This window comes from Neobacillus sp. PS3-40 (assembly GCF_030915485.1).
Lineage (GTDB): Bacteria > Bacillota > Bacilli > Bacillales > Cytobacillaceae > JAUZPL01.
Map to the genome: position 1 here is coordinate 413,478 of NZ_CP133266.1, position 18,140 is coordinate 431,617.

16 protein-coding genes and 1 pseudogene are annotated in these 18,140 nt (G+C 36.1%); 4 read left to right on the top strand and 13 right to left on the bottom strand.

Features of this window, described 5'->3' with window-relative positions:
* Positions 1 to 89: 89 nt before the first annotated feature.
* On the top strand, positions 90 to 1,538 hold the full coding sequence (locus tag RCG20_RS02075; protein WP_308184267.1) for a DHA2 family efflux MFS transporter permease subunit: 1,449 nt from the start codon (positions 90 to 92) through the stop codon (positions 1,536 to 1,538).
* A 211-nt stretch (positions 1,539 to 1,749) separates the two neighbouring features.
* Here the strand turns inward: RCG20_RS02075 and RCG20_RS02080 are convergent, their stop codons facing one another.
* From RCG20_RS02080 to RCG20_RS02110, 7 genes are all read right to left on the bottom strand, one after another.
* A complete protein-coding gene (locus RCG20_RS02080) occupies positions 1,750 to 2,799 on the bottom strand; it encodes a glycoside hydrolase family 15 protein (protein ID WP_308182578.1) in 1,050 nt (349 codons plus the stop codon).
* Positions 2,800 to 2,892: 93 nt separating this feature from the next.
* Positions 2,893 to 4,566, bottom strand: coding sequence for a putative bifunctional diguanylate cyclase/phosphodiesterase (locus tag RCG20_RS02085; protein ID WP_308182579.1), 1,674 nt, complete (start codon positions 4,564 to 4,566; stop codon positions 2,893 to 2,895).
* 444 nt (positions 4,567 to 5,010) lie between these two features.
* A complete protein-coding gene (locus RCG20_RS02090) occupies positions 5,011 to 6,285 on the bottom strand; it encodes an L-cysteine desulfidase family protein (RefSeq protein WP_308182580.1) in 1,275 nt (424 codons plus the stop codon).
* A 459-nt stretch (positions 6,286 to 6,744) separates the two neighbouring features.
* A complete protein-coding gene (locus RCG20_RS02095; RefSeq protein WP_308182581.1) occupies positions 6,745 to 8,952 on the bottom strand; it encodes an ABC transporter ATP-binding protein in 2,208 nt (735 codons plus the stop codon).
* Positions 8,949 to 10,676 carry an ABC transporter ATP-binding protein gene (locus RCG20_RS02100; protein ID WP_308182582.1) on the bottom strand — a complete coding sequence of 576 codons (1,728 nt, stop codon included), beginning with the start codon at positions 10,674 to 10,676 and terminating at the stop codon, positions 8,949 to 8,951. The genes RCG20_RS02095 and RCG20_RS02100 overlap by 4 nt, the downstream gene beginning before the upstream one ends.
* Positions 10,677 to 11,296: 620 nt before the next feature.
* Positions 11,297 to 11,500: a tautomerase family protein gene (locus RCG20_RS02105; RefSeq protein ID WP_308182583.1), complete on the bottom strand. Its 204-nt coding sequence runs from the start codon at positions 11,498 to 11,500 to the stop codon at positions 11,297 to 11,299.
* 37 nt (positions 11,501 to 11,537) lie between these two features.
* A complete protein-coding gene (locus RCG20_RS02110) occupies positions 11,538 to 12,680 on the bottom strand; it encodes a YbfB/YjiJ family MFS transporter (RefSeq protein ID WP_308182584.1) in 1,143 nt (380 codons plus the stop codon).
* A 258-nt stretch (positions 12,681 to 12,938) separates the two neighbouring features.
* Here RCG20_RS02110 and RCG20_RS02115 point away from each other — a divergent pair, with 258 nt between their 5' ends.
* Positions 12,939 to 13,208 carry a hypothetical protein gene (locus RCG20_RS02115; protein ID WP_308182585.1) on the top strand — a complete coding sequence of 90 codons (270 nt, stop codon included), beginning with the start codon at positions 12,939 to 12,941 and terminating at the stop codon, positions 13,206 to 13,208.
* 264 nt (positions 13,209 to 13,472) lie between these two features.
* Here RCG20_RS02115 and RCG20_RS02120 read toward each other — a convergent pair whose 3' ends face one another.
* The 5 genes from RCG20_RS02120 to RCG20_RS02140 all read right to left on the bottom strand — a co-directional run bounded on the left by RCG20_RS02120 (position 13,473) and on the right by RCG20_RS02140 (position 15,132).
* On the bottom strand, positions 13,473 to 13,703 hold the full coding sequence (locus tag RCG20_RS02120; RefSeq protein WP_308182586.1) for a glutaredoxin family protein: 231 nt from the start codon (positions 13,701 to 13,703) through the stop codon (positions 13,473 to 13,475).
* Between the two features lie 107 nt (positions 13,704 to 13,810).
* Complete coding sequence (locus RCG20_RS02125; protein ID WP_308184268.1) at positions 13,811 to 14,107, bottom strand: rhodanese-like domain-containing protein; 297 nt, start codon at positions 14,105 to 14,107, stop codon at positions 13,811 to 13,813.
* Between the two features lie 13 nt (positions 14,108 to 14,120).
* Positions 14,121 to 14,480, bottom strand: a complete 360-nt coding sequence (locus RCG20_RS02130; RefSeq protein ID WP_308182587.1) for a rhodanese-like domain-containing protein — start codon at positions 14,478 to 14,480, stop codon at positions 14,121 to 14,123.
* Between the two features lie 44 nt (positions 14,481 to 14,524).
* Entirely contained in the window at positions 14,525 to 14,791 is a 267-nt protein-coding gene (locus tag RCG20_RS02135; RefSeq protein ID WP_308182588.1) for a metal-sensitive transcriptional regulator, read from the bottom strand.
* A complete protein-coding gene (locus tag RCG20_RS02140) occupies positions 14,758 to 15,132 on the bottom strand; it encodes a sulfurtransferase (protein ID WP_308182589.1) in 375 nt (124 codons plus the stop codon). The genes RCG20_RS02135 and RCG20_RS02140 overlap by 34 nt, the downstream gene beginning before the upstream one ends.
* Before the next feature lie 363 nt (positions 15,133 to 15,495).
* Between RCG20_RS02140 and RCG20_RS02145 the strand changes: the two genes are divergently transcribed.
* Positions 15,496 to 15,780 carry a hypothetical protein gene (locus RCG20_RS02145; protein WP_308182590.1) on the top strand — a complete coding sequence of 95 codons (285 nt, stop codon included), beginning with the start codon at positions 15,496 to 15,498 and terminating at the stop codon, positions 15,778 to 15,780.
* A 108-nt stretch (positions 15,781 to 15,888) separates the two neighbouring features.
* On the opposite strand, the gene RCG20_RS02150 is transcribed toward RCG20_RS02145, so the two are convergent.
* The gene (locus tag RCG20_RS02150) at positions 15,889 to 17,217 is read right to left on the bottom strand and encodes an MFS transporter (protein WP_308182591.1); all 1,329 of its coding nucleotides are present in this window, start codon (positions 17,215 to 17,217) and stop codon (positions 15,889 to 15,891) included.
* 525 nt (positions 17,218 to 17,742) lie between these two features.
* Between RCG20_RS02150 and RCG20_RS02155 the strand changes: the two are divergent.
* A pseudogene (locus RCG20_RS02155) lies at positions 17,743 to 18,129 on the top strand (IS1595 family transposase); the annotation flags it as partial.
* Positions 18,130 to 18,140: the final 11 nt, after the last annotated feature.

The following is an 18,140-nucleotide window of genomic DNA, read 5'->3' on the forward strand; positions in this document are numbered from 1 at the left end:
TAAAAAAAGATACTAAGTAATATGACAACTGGAGGAACCTGTAATTGAATACTAAAAAAGCAATCCAGACAACACCGATTTTTGCCGTCATGCTTGCCGGTGCTGTTGTTGCATTCTTGAATCAAACTGTAATAAATGTAGCTTTACCTCAAATGATGAATTATTTTCATCTTTCCGCAGCAACAGTAAACTGGTTGAGCACCATCTTCTTATTGACAAACGGAATTGTCATCCCGATTACCGCCTTCTTAATGGAAAGATTTACAACAAGGCAACTTTTTCTATTCTCGATGGGGACTTTTACAATTGGTACATTCATTTGCGCTATTGCCCCCACCTTCGAAATGGTTTTGGTTGGTCGTGTTGTACAAGCAATAGGAGCTGGGATTCTGTTTCCATTAATTATTAATGTTATATTCACCATATTTCCATTTGAACGACGTGGATTTGCAATGGGGATTTTCGGTGTCGCAATGAACTTCGCACCGGCAGTTGGACCAACTTTATCAGGGTGGATCATTGAATCCTATTCATGGCGGTTATTGTTTTATATTATTGCACCAATTGCCTTGTTGGACTTTATTATTGCTATTTTTCTTGTTAAAAATGTGACTCAAACAAGCCGTCCGAAGCTAGACGTCCTTGGTGTAATCCTATCAACTTTAGGCTTTGGAGGGATACTTTACGGATTTTCAACTGGTGGGACAAAGGGATGGACAAATCCAGAAGTGCTCACATTGTTTATCGTTGGTGGCGTATGCTTACTTTTATTTGTTTGGCGTCAATTGACTGTCAAGTATCCTATTCTTGAGTTTCGGATTTTTCGGTTCAAAATGTTTACGTTGACAACCATTATCAATGTCATCGTTACAATGGCCATGTTCTCAGGAATGATCCTGATGCCGCTCTACATGCAAAATGTACGAGGCTTTTCACCTCTTGAAGCCGGATTCATGCTTTTGCCTGGTGGAATTGTTATGGGAATTATGTCACCCATAACTGGAAAGCTTTTTGATAAATATGGAGCTAAATGGTTAGCAATTATAGGTCTGGCTATTACGATTGTAACAACATATGCCCTTGCTAATCTTCATATTGACACAACATTTTCCTATGTAGTCTGGATTTACACAGCACGGATGTTCGGAATGTCGATCCTTATGATGCCAATCTTTACTGCTGGCCTCAACGATTTAAGTCAAAATTTAAATAAGTATGGAACAGCTATGATCAATACTTTAAGGATGGTTGCGGGCGCGATTGGAATGGCATTCTTTGTTTCGATCATGACAAATAAAGGTACACAACATATAAAAAATATTATGAGCCATAATCACATTCTACCAACAGATAAAGTTCACACAGCTATTGCCATTAATCAGGGTACGGTTATGGGGATTAATGACGCATTCATGCTTGCAACATATATGTCAATTGCTGCCTTCATTTTGTCTTTCTTTATCCGCAGGAACTTACCAAAAAAAGAAACAGCGGAAGCTCCAAAAGCAGAATTTAAAAAAGATCTACAACCACAGTGAAAATTTTAAAACCTAAAAGCTAGTGAGATATTTCGTAAGTATTTATGTATTTTCTGACGTGATTTTGCATATTTTAATAATGACCCATCCGGACACTTCGCTTGTTGCGGGACACTTAACCAGGTTCGGATCGGAAGGGTTAGTGCCTGATGTAAAAGTCAGGCACTTTTTGTTTTTTATCATCGCAAAAGCAAATTAGTTTGTCTAATTTCTAATGGATTTTTCCGAGCCGCTCCTTTGCCAAAATGTACATTGCATTTCCCCATCCCAATGGAGTATTTGCGTTATGATTGGTACTTTTGGCAAAGTACAATTCCGGCAGACTTCCATCCTTAAGCATTACGCTTTCAGTTTTTTTTATGTATTCATTTGCTTTATCGATGTTCCCCAATTCTAAATGACAAAGGGCTAGCCATGGAAATCCAAATGTCCATTCAGCTTCGGTATCATAATAGTAGGAGAGAGAATGATGCCTACCTTCGTGCTCAAGTGTGGAATAATAGGAGTCGCCTTTGTAACGGATTACTCCCCTATCTCGGCATAAATTCGTTTCAATTTGATCGATAACCACTTTTGCATCCTCTCCAACCAGGATTTGATACGGGTAAATCAAACTCATCTGTGCCAAATCAATAGGACGGTTACTACTTTCACGTGGAAATTGAGTAGTCAATGTTTGATACCCACTTAAAATTAATTCACTAGGAACAAATACGATATTTCTTACTGCTTGAAGTCCAGCTACACATGCTCCAACAGAGCTGGAATGGACTTCTTTCCATTCCTCCCACATGCCGTTATCTGCATCCTCCCAGTAGTGAATACATTGTAAATACCAGACCAGTTTTTGAATGATTTCATGGTCTTTTAAATCTCTTATGATTCTCTTTCCACTGCTTTCTCCCATTCCAATTCCCCAGAGAATTGCTCCAATGGCATCATGTTGGGCATGTCCCCATGGCATTTCCAGTTCTTTTACTTCGTGGGCAGAATATCGCGAATGAATGTATTCCCACTGTTGAATCGGCCTTTGACGTGTATGTATATCAATTTTCCATTCATATTCCTTAAAAAGATCCAAAATTCGATGATACGTTTTTTCAAAATTTCCGTCGACCTTATCTAAAAATGGTAATGACATATAAAAGGAATCCCTTAACCAAACATAGTGGTAGTCATTTGATAAAGAAGCAAGATATAGACCGTTCGGCAACCGTAATTGGTCAAGAATCTGATAGCTGTTTGTTAATTTTTTATTCATTTACCACACCCACTTTTATCCTTCTTTCTTTCCACCTCCTTCATTTTTTATACAAAAACAAGGTTCAAAAACAAGGTACCAGTCAACACCTAATTATTGGATGTTGGCTGGCACCTTGTTTTCCTTCATTTGTAATTTTTCAAAATCCTCACTTTTTAATGGAACGCTGAAATAAAAGCCCTGTATGGCATCACAATGAGTTTGTTTAAGAAAATCTGCCTGTTCCTTCTTCTCAATTCCTTCGCAAACTACTTTTACATCTAGTGAGTTTGCCAATTCAATAATTGTTTTAATGATAGCTTCATCTTTCGACTTATTTGGAACATCCTGTATAAAGCTTTTATCAACTTTCAGTTCATCAATAGGTATATATCTAATATAACTTAAGGAGCTATAACCTGAGCCAAAGTCATCTAGTGATATTTTGACTCCAAGTTTTTTTAATTTTTCTAGTTTTTCAATATTTTCCCTTTTGTCTCCTAAAAATAAGCTCTCTGTAATTTCTAGCTTTAAATATTTTGGATCAAGTTCTGATTCTTTCAATGCATTTTGAACGGTTTCAATAAAATTGGGTTGTTTAAATTGTTGGATCGAAATATTCACTGATACACATATAGGTGGATACCCACACTTTTGCCATTCTTTATTCTGTTTACAAGCAGTATTTACTACCCATGCCCCAATCGGAATAATTAGATTCGTTTCTTCTGCGATTGGGATAAAATCTGCTGGAGACATTAAACCTTGTTCTTTTGAGTTCCACCGAATTAAAGCCTCCACTCCACAAATATTTCCTGTATGTAGATCAAACTGTGGTTGATAATGTAATGTAAATTCATTTCTTTCAATAGCATTTCTAAGTCCAAGTTCAATGGTTACTTTTTCGTTTGATAAATCATTCATTTCTGAGTAAAATCGATACCCATTTTTCCCTGTTTTTTTAATCGTGTACATTGAATGATCAGCATGTTGAAGAAGTATATCAATATTCTCGCCATCAACAGGATAGCAACTTACCCCGATACTCGATGTTATAAAAATTTCATTTCCTTCAATTAAAAATGGTTTGGAAAGAGCATCGATAATTTGACAACATACTTTTTCTGCTGTTTGGCTAGATGCATCAATCAACATAAACGTAAATTCATCTCCGCCAATTCTGGATAACACGTCTCGATTTCGTGAACAGGTTTTTAATCGTTCAGCAATCATTTTTAATAAAAGATCACCATTGTGATGCCCATACATATCATTAACAAGTTTAAAATTATCTAAATCTATGAATAATATTGCACCAGATTGATTACAGGTTTTTGCTATCGCTAACTCATTTCTGGCCATTGTAAAAAAACCACGCCGATTCCAAAGATTGGTCAGTTCATCATTCAACGAAATCATTTCAAGTTGACCTTGTTTTTCTTTCAATTTTTCTACTAAATAACCTGTACCAATTGCTGACCAGAAACTAAGAATAGTGGAAAATAATACAGTATAGTAGTTTTCATCATCATAAACTTCATAAAAGGATTGTTTTAATTCCCAGATGCCATGGATAAAAAGACCCAAAAATGCAGAAAAAATACCTCCTTTTATCCCCTGATAATAAGAAAAGATATATGAGGGAATAAAATAGATAAACCATATCGATTCATACTCCCCATTTGATTTGTCTACGAAAATGGGGATGAAATATAATAGTAAACATAATACCCACTGTTTTAATGGCATCAATTGAATAAATGCTTGGCTTTTCTTATAAATACTCACTTAAATCCACTACTTTCAAGAAAATTTCCTCTACTCTAGAAATCACGTACATCCGAATAGAAAATCCTGATTACAAAATATAATTCTATTATCATGTTGGAAACAGGGACTCTTTGTAACATTTTACATCAAAACCAGTTATTAGTTAAAGGCGATCCTGTGAACAAAATACCAAATTATTTACAACGTTTTTTTACCTGATAATATTTCCAATTGAAAGTTAAAGAGGGAAGAAAAATAGGATTAATGGGGATTATTTAAAATGGGGGATTTTCTTTAATTATGAATAAAGTCGATTCGTTGGAACAATAAGCATTATTTGATTGAATTCAACTTATGCTTTACATCAGATTTTTCATACAAAAAAACAACATAAGGCACCCTACATGAACAAATCCATCACTTTGTCCATAAAGGGTGCCTTATGACACCAAATTCTCAACTTTATTTTTCCAACATTAATTTTAATATTAGTTCGTCTGTTTGACGCGTCCCTTCATTGCCAAGCTTACAAAAGTTTTCTATACTCTTTTCCACATCATCATGAATAAATCCATCAGTGGATTTAATTTCTTGATTGTTTAGTGCTAACAATGCAGATTGAACCGCAACATTTGAACATGTAGAGACTTTCATTGCACAGCCGGCCTTTGCTCCATCGCAAATCATTCCTGAAACATTTCCAATTGTGTTTTGAATGGCAGCTTTAATTTGTTGTAGATTACCATCAAGTAAATAAACAATGGCTCCACCTGCACCCATTCCTGCAGCGGTTACACCGCATAATGCTGAAAGACGGCCAAATTTTGATTTAATATGAATCGTAATAAGATGGCTAAGTGCAACTGCTCGAATCATTTTCTCCTCTGAAACCTGAAGTTTCTCTGCAACCGCAACAACTGGAAGTGTAACAGCTATTCCTTGATTTCCACTCCCGGTATTCGCTACTACCGGCAGGGTTGAACCAGACATTCTAGCATCTGATCCAGCGGCGGCTAGAGACATCGCTGCTGTGGCTATATCATCTGATAGAATTCCTTTTTTTACATTTTCCTTGATCGTTTTCCCTACTTTTAGCCCATAATCTCCCACAAGGCCTTCATTTCCAATAATTCTATTTAGCTCAATACTCTTTTTTACCAGAGATAAAGAGCTCATATCGACTTCTTGAATCCATTCATAAATTTCATCAATTGTGAGTGAATTTGATTCCTCTTCTTCTAATTGAATGCCAATATTTTCGCATCCACCAAGGTACACAACCTTACCATCAACCTCAATTAAAGTAATATTACTATGATTATCAGAAATTTCCACTTTAGAAGTATGCAAATCTGTTTTTAAAGTCACTTCAATATAAAGTCTTTTCGGTGTATCGGCTTGGCCGGTTGCTACTTTACCTTCCTCAATAAGTTTTACCGCTGCCTGTTCATCTTCAAAATTAAGCCCATTTAATACTTCAAGTTGTTTATTTGGGTCTCCAGCTACTGCTCCAAGTGCAACTGCAAAATCGAGACCACAAGAAGTCATCCCAGGAATACCAACTGATTTAGCATTTTTTATTATATTTCCACTAGCTTTTAAACAAATTTCTTTAATTTTTCCCTTCGCATATTTTTTTGCAGTTGCTGCTGCCAATGCGATCGCAACAGGTTCCGTACAGCCCAGGGCAACCACTAATTCTTTTTCTATAATTGCTAATACTTTGTGCTTCTCCATTTTATGGATACACCTACTTTACAAGAATACCTTATTTTAGATATTACCATAGGAGTTTAGATGAGGGGGGACTTTCTTTCTTAGCTCACAGCTAGTGGTAGCAAATTTAACTGTAGATGTAAAAAAAAGAGTCTCATTGTTTAGTGTAAGTAGTTCCGATAACGGTGAGATAAACGTAAATAACTGTCCAAATCAAAACTGAATTAACACCCTAATTCGGACAATGACCATGATGATTGTCACGCTGTTATTTGGCAGCTTATTTACTATGTTATTTTGGATCCAATTAAGCTAAAAATAGTGTTATATCAATAAAAAATAGCATACCAATTTGTAAGTTAATTGATATGCTAATTCCTAGGCTATTTGAGATGTTTCTTCACAAAAACGGAACTACTTATGTTTAGTGAAAGCTCTTATAAAGATGCATTTGTTCGTTAACTCTGTTGATTTTGTATTTTATATGATTCCTTCGTCTAGATTTTGCCCTGTAAATTGACTATTGTAAAGATCGGCGTAAAATCCACCATTAGCAATCAAATCTATATGGTTGCCCATTTCAATAATTTTACCGTTGTTCATTACAAGTATAAGTTCGGCATCACGAATAGTGGATAGTCTATGTGCAATAACGAAACTAGTACGAGCTGCCATCAAATTGGACATGGCTTTTTGAATTAAAACTTCAGTTCTAGTATCAACGCTGCTTGTTGCTTCATCAAGAATCAAAATTGCAGGGTCTGCAAGGATTGCTCGTGCTATAGTGATCAACTGCTTCTGTCCCTGAGAAATATTGGTTGCCTCTTCATTTAGGACAGTGTCATATCCTTCAGGAAGTGTCCTGATAAAATGATCAGCATGAGCCGCTTTGGCTGCCCTAACGATTTCCTCCATCGTTGCTCCCTGCTTGGCGTATGCAATATTATCCTTAATGGTTCCATTAAATAGCCAAGTATCTTGTAGAACCATGCCAAACATCTTCCGAAGTTCATTGCGTTTAATATTTCTTATATCAACTTTGTCGATACTAATTTTACCCGCATTTATTTCATAGAATCGCATTAATAAATTAACAAGTGTGGTTTTCCCAGCTCCGGTAGGCCCTACAATGGCGATCGTATGTCCCGGCAATACATCCAGGTTCATATCTTCAATTAGCGGTACTTCTTCTTTGTATCGGAAATCCACATGTTCAAATCTTACTTCTCCTTTAGGGAATTCGATTACTTTTGCGTCTGGGCTATCTGGAATTTCTTCCTCCTCATCGAGTATTTCAAATACACGTTCGGCGCAAGCAACGGTTGACTGAATAACATTAGCAATTTGTGCTGTTTGAGCAATCGGCATCGTAAAGGAGCGTGAGTATTGAATAAAGGCCAAAATATCCCCTAAACCTAAGATATTCTTGGTAATCCATATACCACCCACTATACTAATTCCAACGTATCCTAAATTGCTAACGAAGTTCATAAGTGGAAACATCATGCCGGAAATAAATTGCGCTTTCCAACCCGCACTATATAGGTTTTTATTTATACCTTCAAAACGCTCAATTGAATTTTTTTCCTGCCCAAATGCCTTAACGATTTTATGGCCCGTATACATTTCTTCCACGTGCCCACTAAGATCCCCCAGTTCCTTTTGCTGGGATGCAAAGTATTTTTGAGACTTTTTAGCAATGAGGGCCGTTGAGACAACATACAAAGGCAGAGTCGCCAGCATGATTAAAGTAAGGATCGGACTGATTGTCAACATCATAATTATGTAGCCAATAATCGTAATCACCGACGTGATAATCTGGGTCAAACTTTGCTGCAAGGTATTGGCTACAGTATCCAAGTCATTCGTAACACGGCTTAATATATCGCCATGGGGATGACTATCAAAATACTTGAGCGGCAATCTCGCAAGTTTTTGATCAACCTCTCTGCGTAGATCTCGGACAGTCTTCTGTGATACCCCGGACATGACTAATCCCATAATTAAACTAAAGCAGGCACTTATTACATACATTCCCAAAAGAACTAATGCGATATTACCAATATAATGGAAATCATATTCTCCGTTCGTTTCTCTAATTGCTCTGAGAGTTCCATTAATTTGTTTCTTGGTTAATGAAACATTCTTCGCTCCAGATTGGTCTTTTGAAGGCATCTTTTTGTTTAAATCCAGCATTTTCTGGACAATATCTGCCTTTTGATCTGCGTTTTTCACCGTATTTAGCATAGGAAGTTTCATAAATTCTTGAATTACTTTGGCTGTTTCTGGATTAACTTTTGTTTGATCTTGTGGCAACGCCCCTTGAGCATTTGGTGATTTCTGCATCTGACTCATTTGCAGATTTATCTGATCAACTAATTTCTTTTGGGCATCACTCATTTTGTGCAGCATCATTTTCGCCATATAACCATCTTGTAATTTGTTCATGGCTTTACCCATGATTTTAGGTGCAGCAATAGTAAATGACGTGCTGGCAATGGCAAATACTAAAACGATAATTAAATTAATGGTATGTGGCTTTAGATATCTAATAAGTCTTTTAAGAGTTCCTCTAAAGTCCTTGGCTTTTTGAACCGGTGCACCAAAGTGCCCGCCTCCACCAAATCCTCCGCCTCCACTTTGCTTTCTATCTTTTACATTCCTTAGATTTTTATTTTGTTCGCTCATGCAATCTCCTCCTCAGAAAGTTGTGAGGAAACAATCTCCAAGTATACTTGACTAGTTTCTAAAAGCTCTTTATGAGTTCCTATACCGGCAATTTTACCTTCATTAAGTACGATAATCCGATCAGCATCCATAACAGTCCCTACCCTTTGGGCAACAATAATGACTGTTGCTTCTGCTATTTCATGCTTTAAAGCGGCTCGCAAACGGGCATCAGTTTTGAAATCAAGGGCTGAAAAACTGTCATCAAAAACATATACTTCTGGTTTTCTTACTAGTGCCCTGGCAATGGACAGCCGCTGCTTTTGTCCACCCGAAACGTTTGTACCTCCCTGAGCGATTTGGTATTCAAAGCCTCCGTCCATGCTCTCAATAAATTCAGTTGCTTGAGCGATTTTAGCCGCATGTTTAATTTCGTCTTCTGTAACCTCTTCTTTACCGAACCTAATATTTTCGGTAATTGTTCCTGAAAATAGGATGGCTTTTTGCGGTACGAACCCAATTTTAGCACGGAGGGTCTCCTGGGACATTTCCCTAACATCTACTCCGTCAATGAGAATACTGCCAGAGTCCACATCGTAGAACCGTGGAATCAAGTTAATTAGAGTGGACTTGCCTGCACCTGTACTCCCGATAATAGCGGTTACTTCTCCAGGTTTTGCAGAAAATGAAATATCATATAAAGCAGGTTGTTCAGCGCCATGGTAAGTGAATGTGACATCTTTAAATTCAACAAAGCCTTTCTGTGTGAAAGTGCCTTCAACCTTCGCTCTATCGGTTATCCCAGGGAGAGTTTCCAAAACTTCATTTATCCTAACTGCTGCTGCTTGGGCACGAGGAACCATGATAAACATAAAGGAAAGCATCAGCATGGAGAACATGATTTGCATGGCATATTGGGAAAATGCTGCCAACGCGCCTAGGTCCATATTGCCTTTACTAATAAAGATTCCACCAAACCATAAAACGGCTAACGAAGTAAAGTTCATGACTAGCATAATTGCCGGCATCATGTAAGCCATGATTTTATTAACTTTTATATAATTGTCTGTAAGGTCAACATTCGCATGTTCAAAACGTTTTTCTTCGTGGGCAACCATGTTAAATGCTCTGATTACACGAATCCCAACAAGCTTTTCTCGTAAAACAAGATTTATTCTATCAACTTTTCCTTGTATTCTTTTAAAAATTGGAAACATACGAGATGCAATTAAAGCAATCACACCAGCCAAAACAGGTATAGCGATTGCTAATACCCACGTAAGCTCCTTGTCTTCGCGCAAAGCCATGATAATACCTCCAATCGCCATCATGGGAGCACTGATCATCATGCGCAAGATCATAATTAAAACCATTTGAACTTGGTTAATATCGTTAGTTGTCCTGGTTATAAGTGTTGCTGTACCAAATTTATCAATTTCATGTAACGAATAGCTTTCAACTCTTTCAAAAACCTTGCTGCGCAGGATTGTCCCGAGACCTACAGAGGCTTTTGAGGATAAGAAGCTGGCAATAATTGCACAAACTGCTCCCCCTCCTGCAATCAAGAGCATCAAACCGCCAATTCGCATAATTTTCCCAGAATCACCTTGCATCACACCTTTGTTGATAATATCAGACATCAGGGTTGGTAGATAAAGATCACTTAATGTCTGCAAAAATACGAAGACCAGCACAGCGATAATCATTAATGTAAACGGTTTTAAAAACCTAAACAACCTTAACATACTTAGACGCTCCTTTTATTTTTTTTTATAGATTAAAAAATACTCCATCATTTTTCTAATTACGATATCCATGACTTACTAAAAAATCCTAACTTGGTTCAGTTCCCCCTTTGCGTTGTTAAACCATCCACAATAATAAAATGTCTAGAGCGATCACGATTCAGGTATTTAATAGATTGTACATTGTTAATTCTACTTTTTTTTGGGATATTTTGCACTTTTAGTTCTTACAATCTCATGATAAATTCAAGGGATGGAAATTTTTAAAATAGGCCCCTCAGATCCAAATTAAATGAGCTATTTTACAAAAATAATTACTTTTAAACAAAGTTTTTAACACTATCCTTACTATGATAAATTAAAAGGATGAACCCGCATAGTGCAGAAATTCATCCTTTTAACATGAGAATCTTCATATTATACTTGTCAGTTTTTTAGCAATTGAATGGATTTTAATTCCTAGGAAGCTTTAGATAACACTTATAGGATGTTCAATATCCACTTCACGTAATGGACTGGCTTACCAAATGATTCAACATTTAAAAGTGGATGTCCCAAAATCCTAGTGTTTTGGGACATTCCACCTTCTTTACTGGGCTTAGATATTTGTGAACTGCCTATTACTGCCCATTTTTTCTCCGAACCGTTATTGTTTCTCCTGCAATCCCCCAATTATCAGTATCTACTTCATCAATAACCACAACCGTTGTATTAGGGTTTTTACCTAGCACATCCACTAGTAATTGTGTTGCTCCTTTAATAAGTAATGCTTTTTTTTCTGGAGTTACATTTTCATTTGTAATTTTGATATTTACATATGGCACAATAATACCCCATTTCATTTTTTATGATTTTTGTAATTTAGTATTGTTTACTGAAGTTAGGATTCTTTTCAAATTGAATTCCTTTTAACAGCAAGCATGCGCCAACTAATACTACACATGCGGCTCCTAGCAAAGCAGAATTATAATTATGAGTGAATGATGATAAAATTCCAGCAATTGTTGGTCCGATCATTTGCCCAACAGCATAAACAGCTGTCAGATAGCCAATAATCCGACTGCTATTAGATGGGCTCATTTGCCGTGCTAAAGTTGTAGCAATTGTAGTGATCCCCATAAATGTAGCTCCAAATAATAATGCACTTATTACTAGACCAGTTTGGGCCATCAAAATGACAGGCATCGCAATGCCTAAGGATTGTAAAATCATTGCAAATACTAAAGTTTTAACGAAGCCCCATTTTTTAGCTAGTGAAGACCAGATTATACAAGATGGAACCGCTGCCAATCCTACAATCATCCAAACAAAGATAGCATCACCACTAAAGCTTGGGGTCTTTTGAGCAATCGATACGATAAACGTACCCGTGACGATGTACCCTAATCCCTCCAATCCATAGGCAATAATCAGCCAAGGGAGCCATTTTAATGGAGGCACCTGTGTTGAAATTTCTTGTTTAATCATCCGATCAGGAATGTGGGGAGTATCTTTTAGCCAGATCCATACAAAGAAAGTAAAGATTACACTTAAGATAGCCAATCCTACCCATGAGCCTTCCCACTTAAATGAACGATTTAAAATTGGAATGATCAGCCCAGTTAAAAAGATTCCAATCCCTACTCCTCCATAGAAAATGCCTGACCAATTTGTCTTGTCTCTGGCAGATAATAAATCTAACACGATGCTAGAGGCTAAGACGAACACGTAAGCACTTGCAAAGCCAGACAGAAAGCGAAGCCCATACCAAAGTATATCAGAATGAGTTAGACCCATGCATGCAGTGGTTATTATGCTGATAATCAAACTTAACCTCAAAAAAATCGTTCTGTGCTTCTTCAAAGGAATGACCCCTGTTAATATTGCTCCTATCAAATATCCTGCGTAATTACTTGTGGCAAGGTAACCAGCAACTGCATTTGAAAACGAAAGATCATCTTGCATAAGGGGAAGAATTGGAGTATAGGCAAACCTTCCAATCCCCATCGCGATTATTAAAGACAATATGCCCCCTATTAAAAGTTTAGTCAAACCATCATCTCCTTTGAAAGACTACTACATATTGTAAATCAATATCAGAATGTTCATCCTTATACCCAATTACTCCAGGACCTAACTAAATAATACCTTCATTTAAATTAGATGACTCTAACTTCTGAAATTTTTTCATAAAATTATTTTGATTAATCGTGATATTTAATGAGACAAGCTGCCATTTTTTTTCATTTAATATTGTAATCCTATAAATAAGGAGGTGATAGTATGTCTATGTCCATGTCAAACAATGTTTCTATTCCAAGACCTCCTGATATTGTTACAGTCCTTTGGGTAAGAAATCCACTTCAGCCGAGATCCTTTCGAACAATTGTAGATGCATCAATCGTCGGCAGAGCTACTCCATGTACTCGCTTTTTAGGAAATGGAGACCGTTTTGTTGATGCAAGAGATTGTCTATTAAATAATGGATTTCAAATTATTTCTCGTCAGAGGTTTGGAGTGTTTGGAGTTACCGTTTTTGTAAGAATCTTTTAGGTGCACGTTTCGCGAATAAACCAGGATATCTTTTAGATACCCTGGTTTACATACCAATATACCACTACACTGACAAAAAACGAACCTAATTAACTACTGGTTACAAAGACTTAAAAATAGTATGTACACTAATTGGTTAACGAAAACTCACCGATTGGCGAGCCCCTAAGGGCGCTGACAAAGGCGTAGTTGCTCTTATGTACAAGCAGAATTTATGGATTCAAATTCTGCTTAGCGAAAAAAATAGAGAGCGGATGTCGCTCTCTATTTTACTAACCTCATAACTTTCTCTGGATCAAAACCTAAAACCCATTGCCCATTGATTTCTGTTTGTGGAACCCCTAATTGGCCTGTGGTAGCAACCAATTTATTAGCAGCTACTTGATCTAGCTGTACATTAACTTCTCTATAAGGTAACCCTTGTTCCTTTAAATAATTCTTCATCATAACACAATAAGGACACGAATTCGTCGTATAAACAGTAATTTGATTCATAAATATCCACACTCCTTTTCTATACCCATACAGGTATGATATTCAAACTTAAGGAAAATGATCAAGTCATAATAAAAATAATTTTTCAAGACACTCTAACTAAAAAATTACTCAACTTCGCCTTCCCATGACATCATTCCGCCATCCATATTTGTTACAATAAAACCATAACTATCTAAATATCTAGTTGCCTGTGAGCTTCTTCCACCTGATTGACAGACAATAATGTACTCTTTATTTTTATCAAGATCTTGCTTACGGAATTCAATCAACCCAAGTGGAATATTGATAGCTGTTGGGATTTTACCCATTGCTACTTCATTAGTTTCACGAACATCAATAATATTTAATTGCACACCTTTTTCTAATTTTTGTTGTACTTCTCCTGCTGTTATTGTTTTCATCATTCATTACCTCCTATCGCCAAGCGCTCATACCGCCTTTAACGTTTGTAATTTTAGTAAATCCTAGAGATTTTAACATTTTTGCTGCTTTGGTACTTCTCATACCACTTTGGCAAATGATAACTACTTCTTTTTCCATTGATAAAGAAGAGGCTTTAGTTGATAGTTGATCGAGTGGGATATTTTTAAACGTTTTTATGGACTTACTTTTGAACTCACCCGGTGTGCGAACATCAATATATTGTTTATCCTTGTTGCCTAGTTCATTTTTCAATTCTGTTGTCGTAATGTTTCGAACGCCCTTAACCGGACGAAGACGCCATACCAATAAACCAACCAAAGTAATCAACATAACTATATTTACTGCACTCATACTTTCCACCATCCTCGTATATTATAAAAACTTTATTGTCAATACTACTTTTTATTGCTCCTCACTAAATAATTAACAGCTTCCTTGATCAATTCCTCAGATCTTTCTTCATCGTTCATTTGGTCTAATAAACAGACTTTCAGGTTCTCCGTAACAATAACACCAATGGTATGATTAACAGCAGAACAGACTGCAGATAATTGGTTTATTACTTTGTCACAACCTTGGTTTTCATCCATCATTTTTAAAACTCCACGAATTTGACCTTCAATCCTTTTTAAACGATTTTTTGTTTGCTTGTTATATTCCACTGATTTTCACCACCATTATTTTTAATTACTTTAAAACCAATAACCTGAAATTTTTTTCGTAATAAAAAGCGAATTGCTAAATTTTTTTCTATAGCATCTGTTGCTATAATCAGCAGTTTCCTTTTAGGAATTTCTTTATAATATCGCTTTAAATAAGAATAAGGAATATTAAGGGATTCAGAAATTGGTTCATTAAAAGTGGATTGGTAATCCCTTAAATCCAAAACTACAACATCTTCTTCAATAGAATAACTAATAACTTCCGATACTCCAAAAACAGGAACATAACGTTTATATGCATAAATTCCTATTATTACTATCAAGATAAGAAACGGAAACATGTACTCACCCTTTCAATCAAAGCATTCTCGGCGTTTTAAAATAAATCAGCAATTTGGAAGATCTGCTCTCTTCAATTCAATTGAACAAACTCAATATTATACCTCTAGGGGTATAAAGTAAAGTAATTTCTTTTTGCAAAAACCTTTCATTGGGCATACTTTATATTGTCATCTTTTTTTATAAGACTCTTTTCATTAATTTTTTGCAATTAAATAATATCGGTCTTTGGATTTTTATGGTTTAACAATCAATCATTATGAAGATAATATTCTTTGGATGTAGAAAAAGGTTATGAAACCCCTGTTTAAAAGGCGCATTGGAATGATCTTGGCGAGTAAAACTTTAACAACGGAGGAATTTATATGACATTTGATTTTGTCGACGAGGTTGCTACTCAGGTTAAGATGGAAAATATTTGGGCAAACACTTGTGGCACATGGGAAAACTGTAATGAAACAACGATTCAATCCTTTTTATCTAGATGCGATGATTATAATATAGATCCACAGTTCTGTATGAGTTGGGTTGAGACACATAAAGACTTAATTCCAAACTGGGGTGCTGTTTCTGAAACATCTCTTAATTGGGTAAATGACCATACATCAAGCGGGTCTTCATTTTCAGTGTCGGATGAAAATTTCAGTTAAGTTTGCCAATAGAAAAAGACCTCAGCAATAATTTTGCTAGGGTCTTTTTCCTTTGTTTGAGTTTAACTGCCTTTTTTAAAAATTTCCCCAAAAATCTTTGATGTTGCCTTAGATACTCAACCTTTCCGAAGGAGGAGTTTTAGTTTTTGCTTTCCTTATTCCTGGCCTAACGAATGTCATGGCTATCATTCCAATTCCCGCAGCAATTCCTGCTGCAATAAACATCGAGGAATAACCATATGTTACGACTAAAAATCCAGTCAATGTAGGTGCAAGAATCGTAGCTATATTCGTGATAAAGTGAGTAATACCACCAAATGTTCCTGCTCGACTTGGCTCAGTATCAATGATGACTGACCAATAAACAGAATTCGGTAGGAAATTGAAGGCGTTACCAATACACATTAAAACCATTACACCTACAATACTGTGTTGGATAGGAATTATTATAAAACTAATTGCTGTACATAGTAATGAAACAACTGCTAAGCCTGACCTTGCAATCCGTAAACTTCCTGTTTTTGCCCGTAAGAAATCAGAGATTTTACCACCAAGTAACACGGTAAAGACAGCTCCAACCCAAGGTATCATTCCTAAATACCATAAAGAAGATAATTGGAAACCAAATTGATCTTGTAAGTATTTTGGTGTCCATGTCAGTAATAAAAAATTAACATATTGAAAGGCAAAATACCCTATAGCATTAAAAATTAAAGTTGGATTTTTAAAGAAATGAAACCATCTTACCAAATCATCTTTTTGCCCAATTATTTTTTCATCAGGCAATAAATCTTTGACTGAGCGGATTCTTTCAAGTTCGTCTTTTGAAACTTTAGGATGTTTTTCTGGTAAATCTGTAAACATCTTTGACCATATAACAATCCAAATTAGCCCCAAACAGCCAAGAATAACGAACACAACTTTCCAGCTCACAATTGATAAAAGCCCTACAGCGACAGGTGCCGTTAACAACGCACCTAAAGGAGTGCCTAAAAGCCCCACAGATGCCGCAAAACCACGCTCTTTTGGGGTTGCCCAGTTGGCATTTGTTTTATTAATGGTCGAAAATGTTGGTCCTTCTGAAAATCCAAATAAAATACGTACAACTGCGAAGCCTGCTAAAGCTGAACCACCAAACAACGCTTTACCCATATCCCCTGCAAATGCAGTTGCAATAACGAAAATCGACCAACTGATTCCAATTAAAATCCAAACAAATTTTGGTCCCTTTTTATCTGAGAGAATACCCCCAAAAAGTGAGCCAAATAAATAACCATAACCGAAATATCCAAGCACTGCTCCCCATGCAATCGTGTCAAATCCAAACTCTCCAATAATTTCTTTTTGTCCATATGAAATAGCACCACGGTCGATATAGTTGATAATAACCATCAGCGCCATCATTAACATAATTTTATAGCGATAGTTATTCCGCATGTTTATTCCTCCTGTTTTAACCCTCGTTTAGCTTATTTTTACAACACCTACCTTTTACACATACTTTTGTATTCGCTATATTACCTTTACCCTTCTTCTTCGGATGAAAAGGCTTTTATTATTAAATTAGTGATCATTGCTTCGAACTATTTAAACCCTCCCAAAAGCTAAGAAATGTTTGCACCTTCATTGCAGTCTATGCATCCAGATTAAATATCAACATAACAAAGTGCTTATTTTATGGGTTAACAAGAGAAATATTACTTAAGTATTCACAAAGCGCCTTCAATATCATTTCGTTAATCAAAACTATTTCATGACTCAGAATTAATCGTAAATGCGCACTATATTAATTAATTTTAGAGAGTTAAATAAATAAAAAAGCTGTGTTTTACGAAAATAAGTAGTTCCGATAACGTGGAGAAAAACGTAAATATCTGACCAAAATCACATTTGGATCAACATTTTATTTAACATGGAAAAATCCTTGGGTTTTTTCGAGGGCACTAAAAAGTCCTTCTTATAGGTCGTATTAAAAGTACCGATATTAAACGGGTGTTAGGGGACCATATCGACACCTCAACTTTGCTATGCTCAGATACAGCAACTAACTACAAAAAATTCGCCAAAGATAAGGGCTTACAGCACGAAATGGTTAATATAAGGAAAGGTGTTTATGTGCGGAAATCCATTTATCACATCCAGCACGTCGATGCTTACCACAAGCGATTGAAACAGTTTATGGAGCGATTCCAAGGTGTAGCTACGAAATATCTTGACAACTACCTATACTGGTTCCGATATTTGGAACAAAGTAAAAAAGTTGCTCACGAAGAACGTGTAAAGCAACTTTTGTTTAGTGCTGTTCATTATTCAAATTATGCAACCGTCAATATGTTTAGATGTTCTTAAACCAAATGCTT

Bases quoted from the DNA above. Each gene is read 5' to 3' on its own strand.
- RCG20_RS02100 (WP_308182582.1), bottom strand. From the start codon at position 10,676: ATGTTAAGGTTGTTTAGGTTTTTAAAACCGTTTACATTAATGATTATC.
- RCG20_RS02080 (WP_308182578.1), bottom strand. From the start codon at position 2,799: ATGAATAAAAAATTAACAAACAGCTATCAGATTCTTGACCAATTACGG.
- RCG20_RS02140 (WP_308182589.1), bottom strand. From the start codon at position 15,132: ATGTTTCCGTTTCTTATCTTGATAGTAATAATAGGAATTTATGCATAT.
- RCG20_RS02145 (WP_308182590.1), top strand. From the start codon at position 15,496: ATGACATTTGATTTTGTCGACGAGGTTGCTACTCAGGTTAAGATGGAA.
- RCG20_RS02125 (WP_308184268.1), bottom strand. From the start codon at position 14,107: ATGAAAACAATAACAGCAGGAGAAGTACAACAAAAATTAGAAAAAGGT.
- RCG20_RS02075 (WP_308184267.1), top strand. From the start codon at position 90: ATGCTTGCCGGTGCTGTTGTTGCATTCTTGAATCAAACTGTAATAAAT.
- RCG20_RS02150 (WP_308182591.1), bottom strand. From the start codon at position 17,217: ATGCGGAATAACTATCGCTATAAAATTATGTTAATGATGGCGCTGATG.
- RCG20_RS02120 (WP_308182586.1), bottom strand. From the start codon at position 13,703: ATGAATCAAATTACTGTTTATACGACGAATTCGTGTCCTTATTGTGTT.
- RCG20_RS02130 (WP_308182587.1), bottom strand. From the start codon at position 14,480: ATGAGTGCAGTAAATATAGTTATGTTGATTACTTTGGTTGGTTTATTG.
- RCG20_RS02090 (WP_308182580.1), bottom strand. From the start codon at position 6,285: ATGGAGAAGCACAAAGTATTAGCAATTATAGAAAAAGAATTAGTGGTT.
- RCG20_RS02115 (WP_308182585.1), top strand. From the start codon at position 12,939: ATGTCTATGTCCATGTCAAACAATGTTTCTATTCCAAGACCTCCTGAT.
- RCG20_RS02095 (WP_308182581.1), bottom strand. From the start codon at position 8,952: ATGAGCGAACAAAATAAAAATCTAAGGAATGTAAAAGATAGAAAGCAA.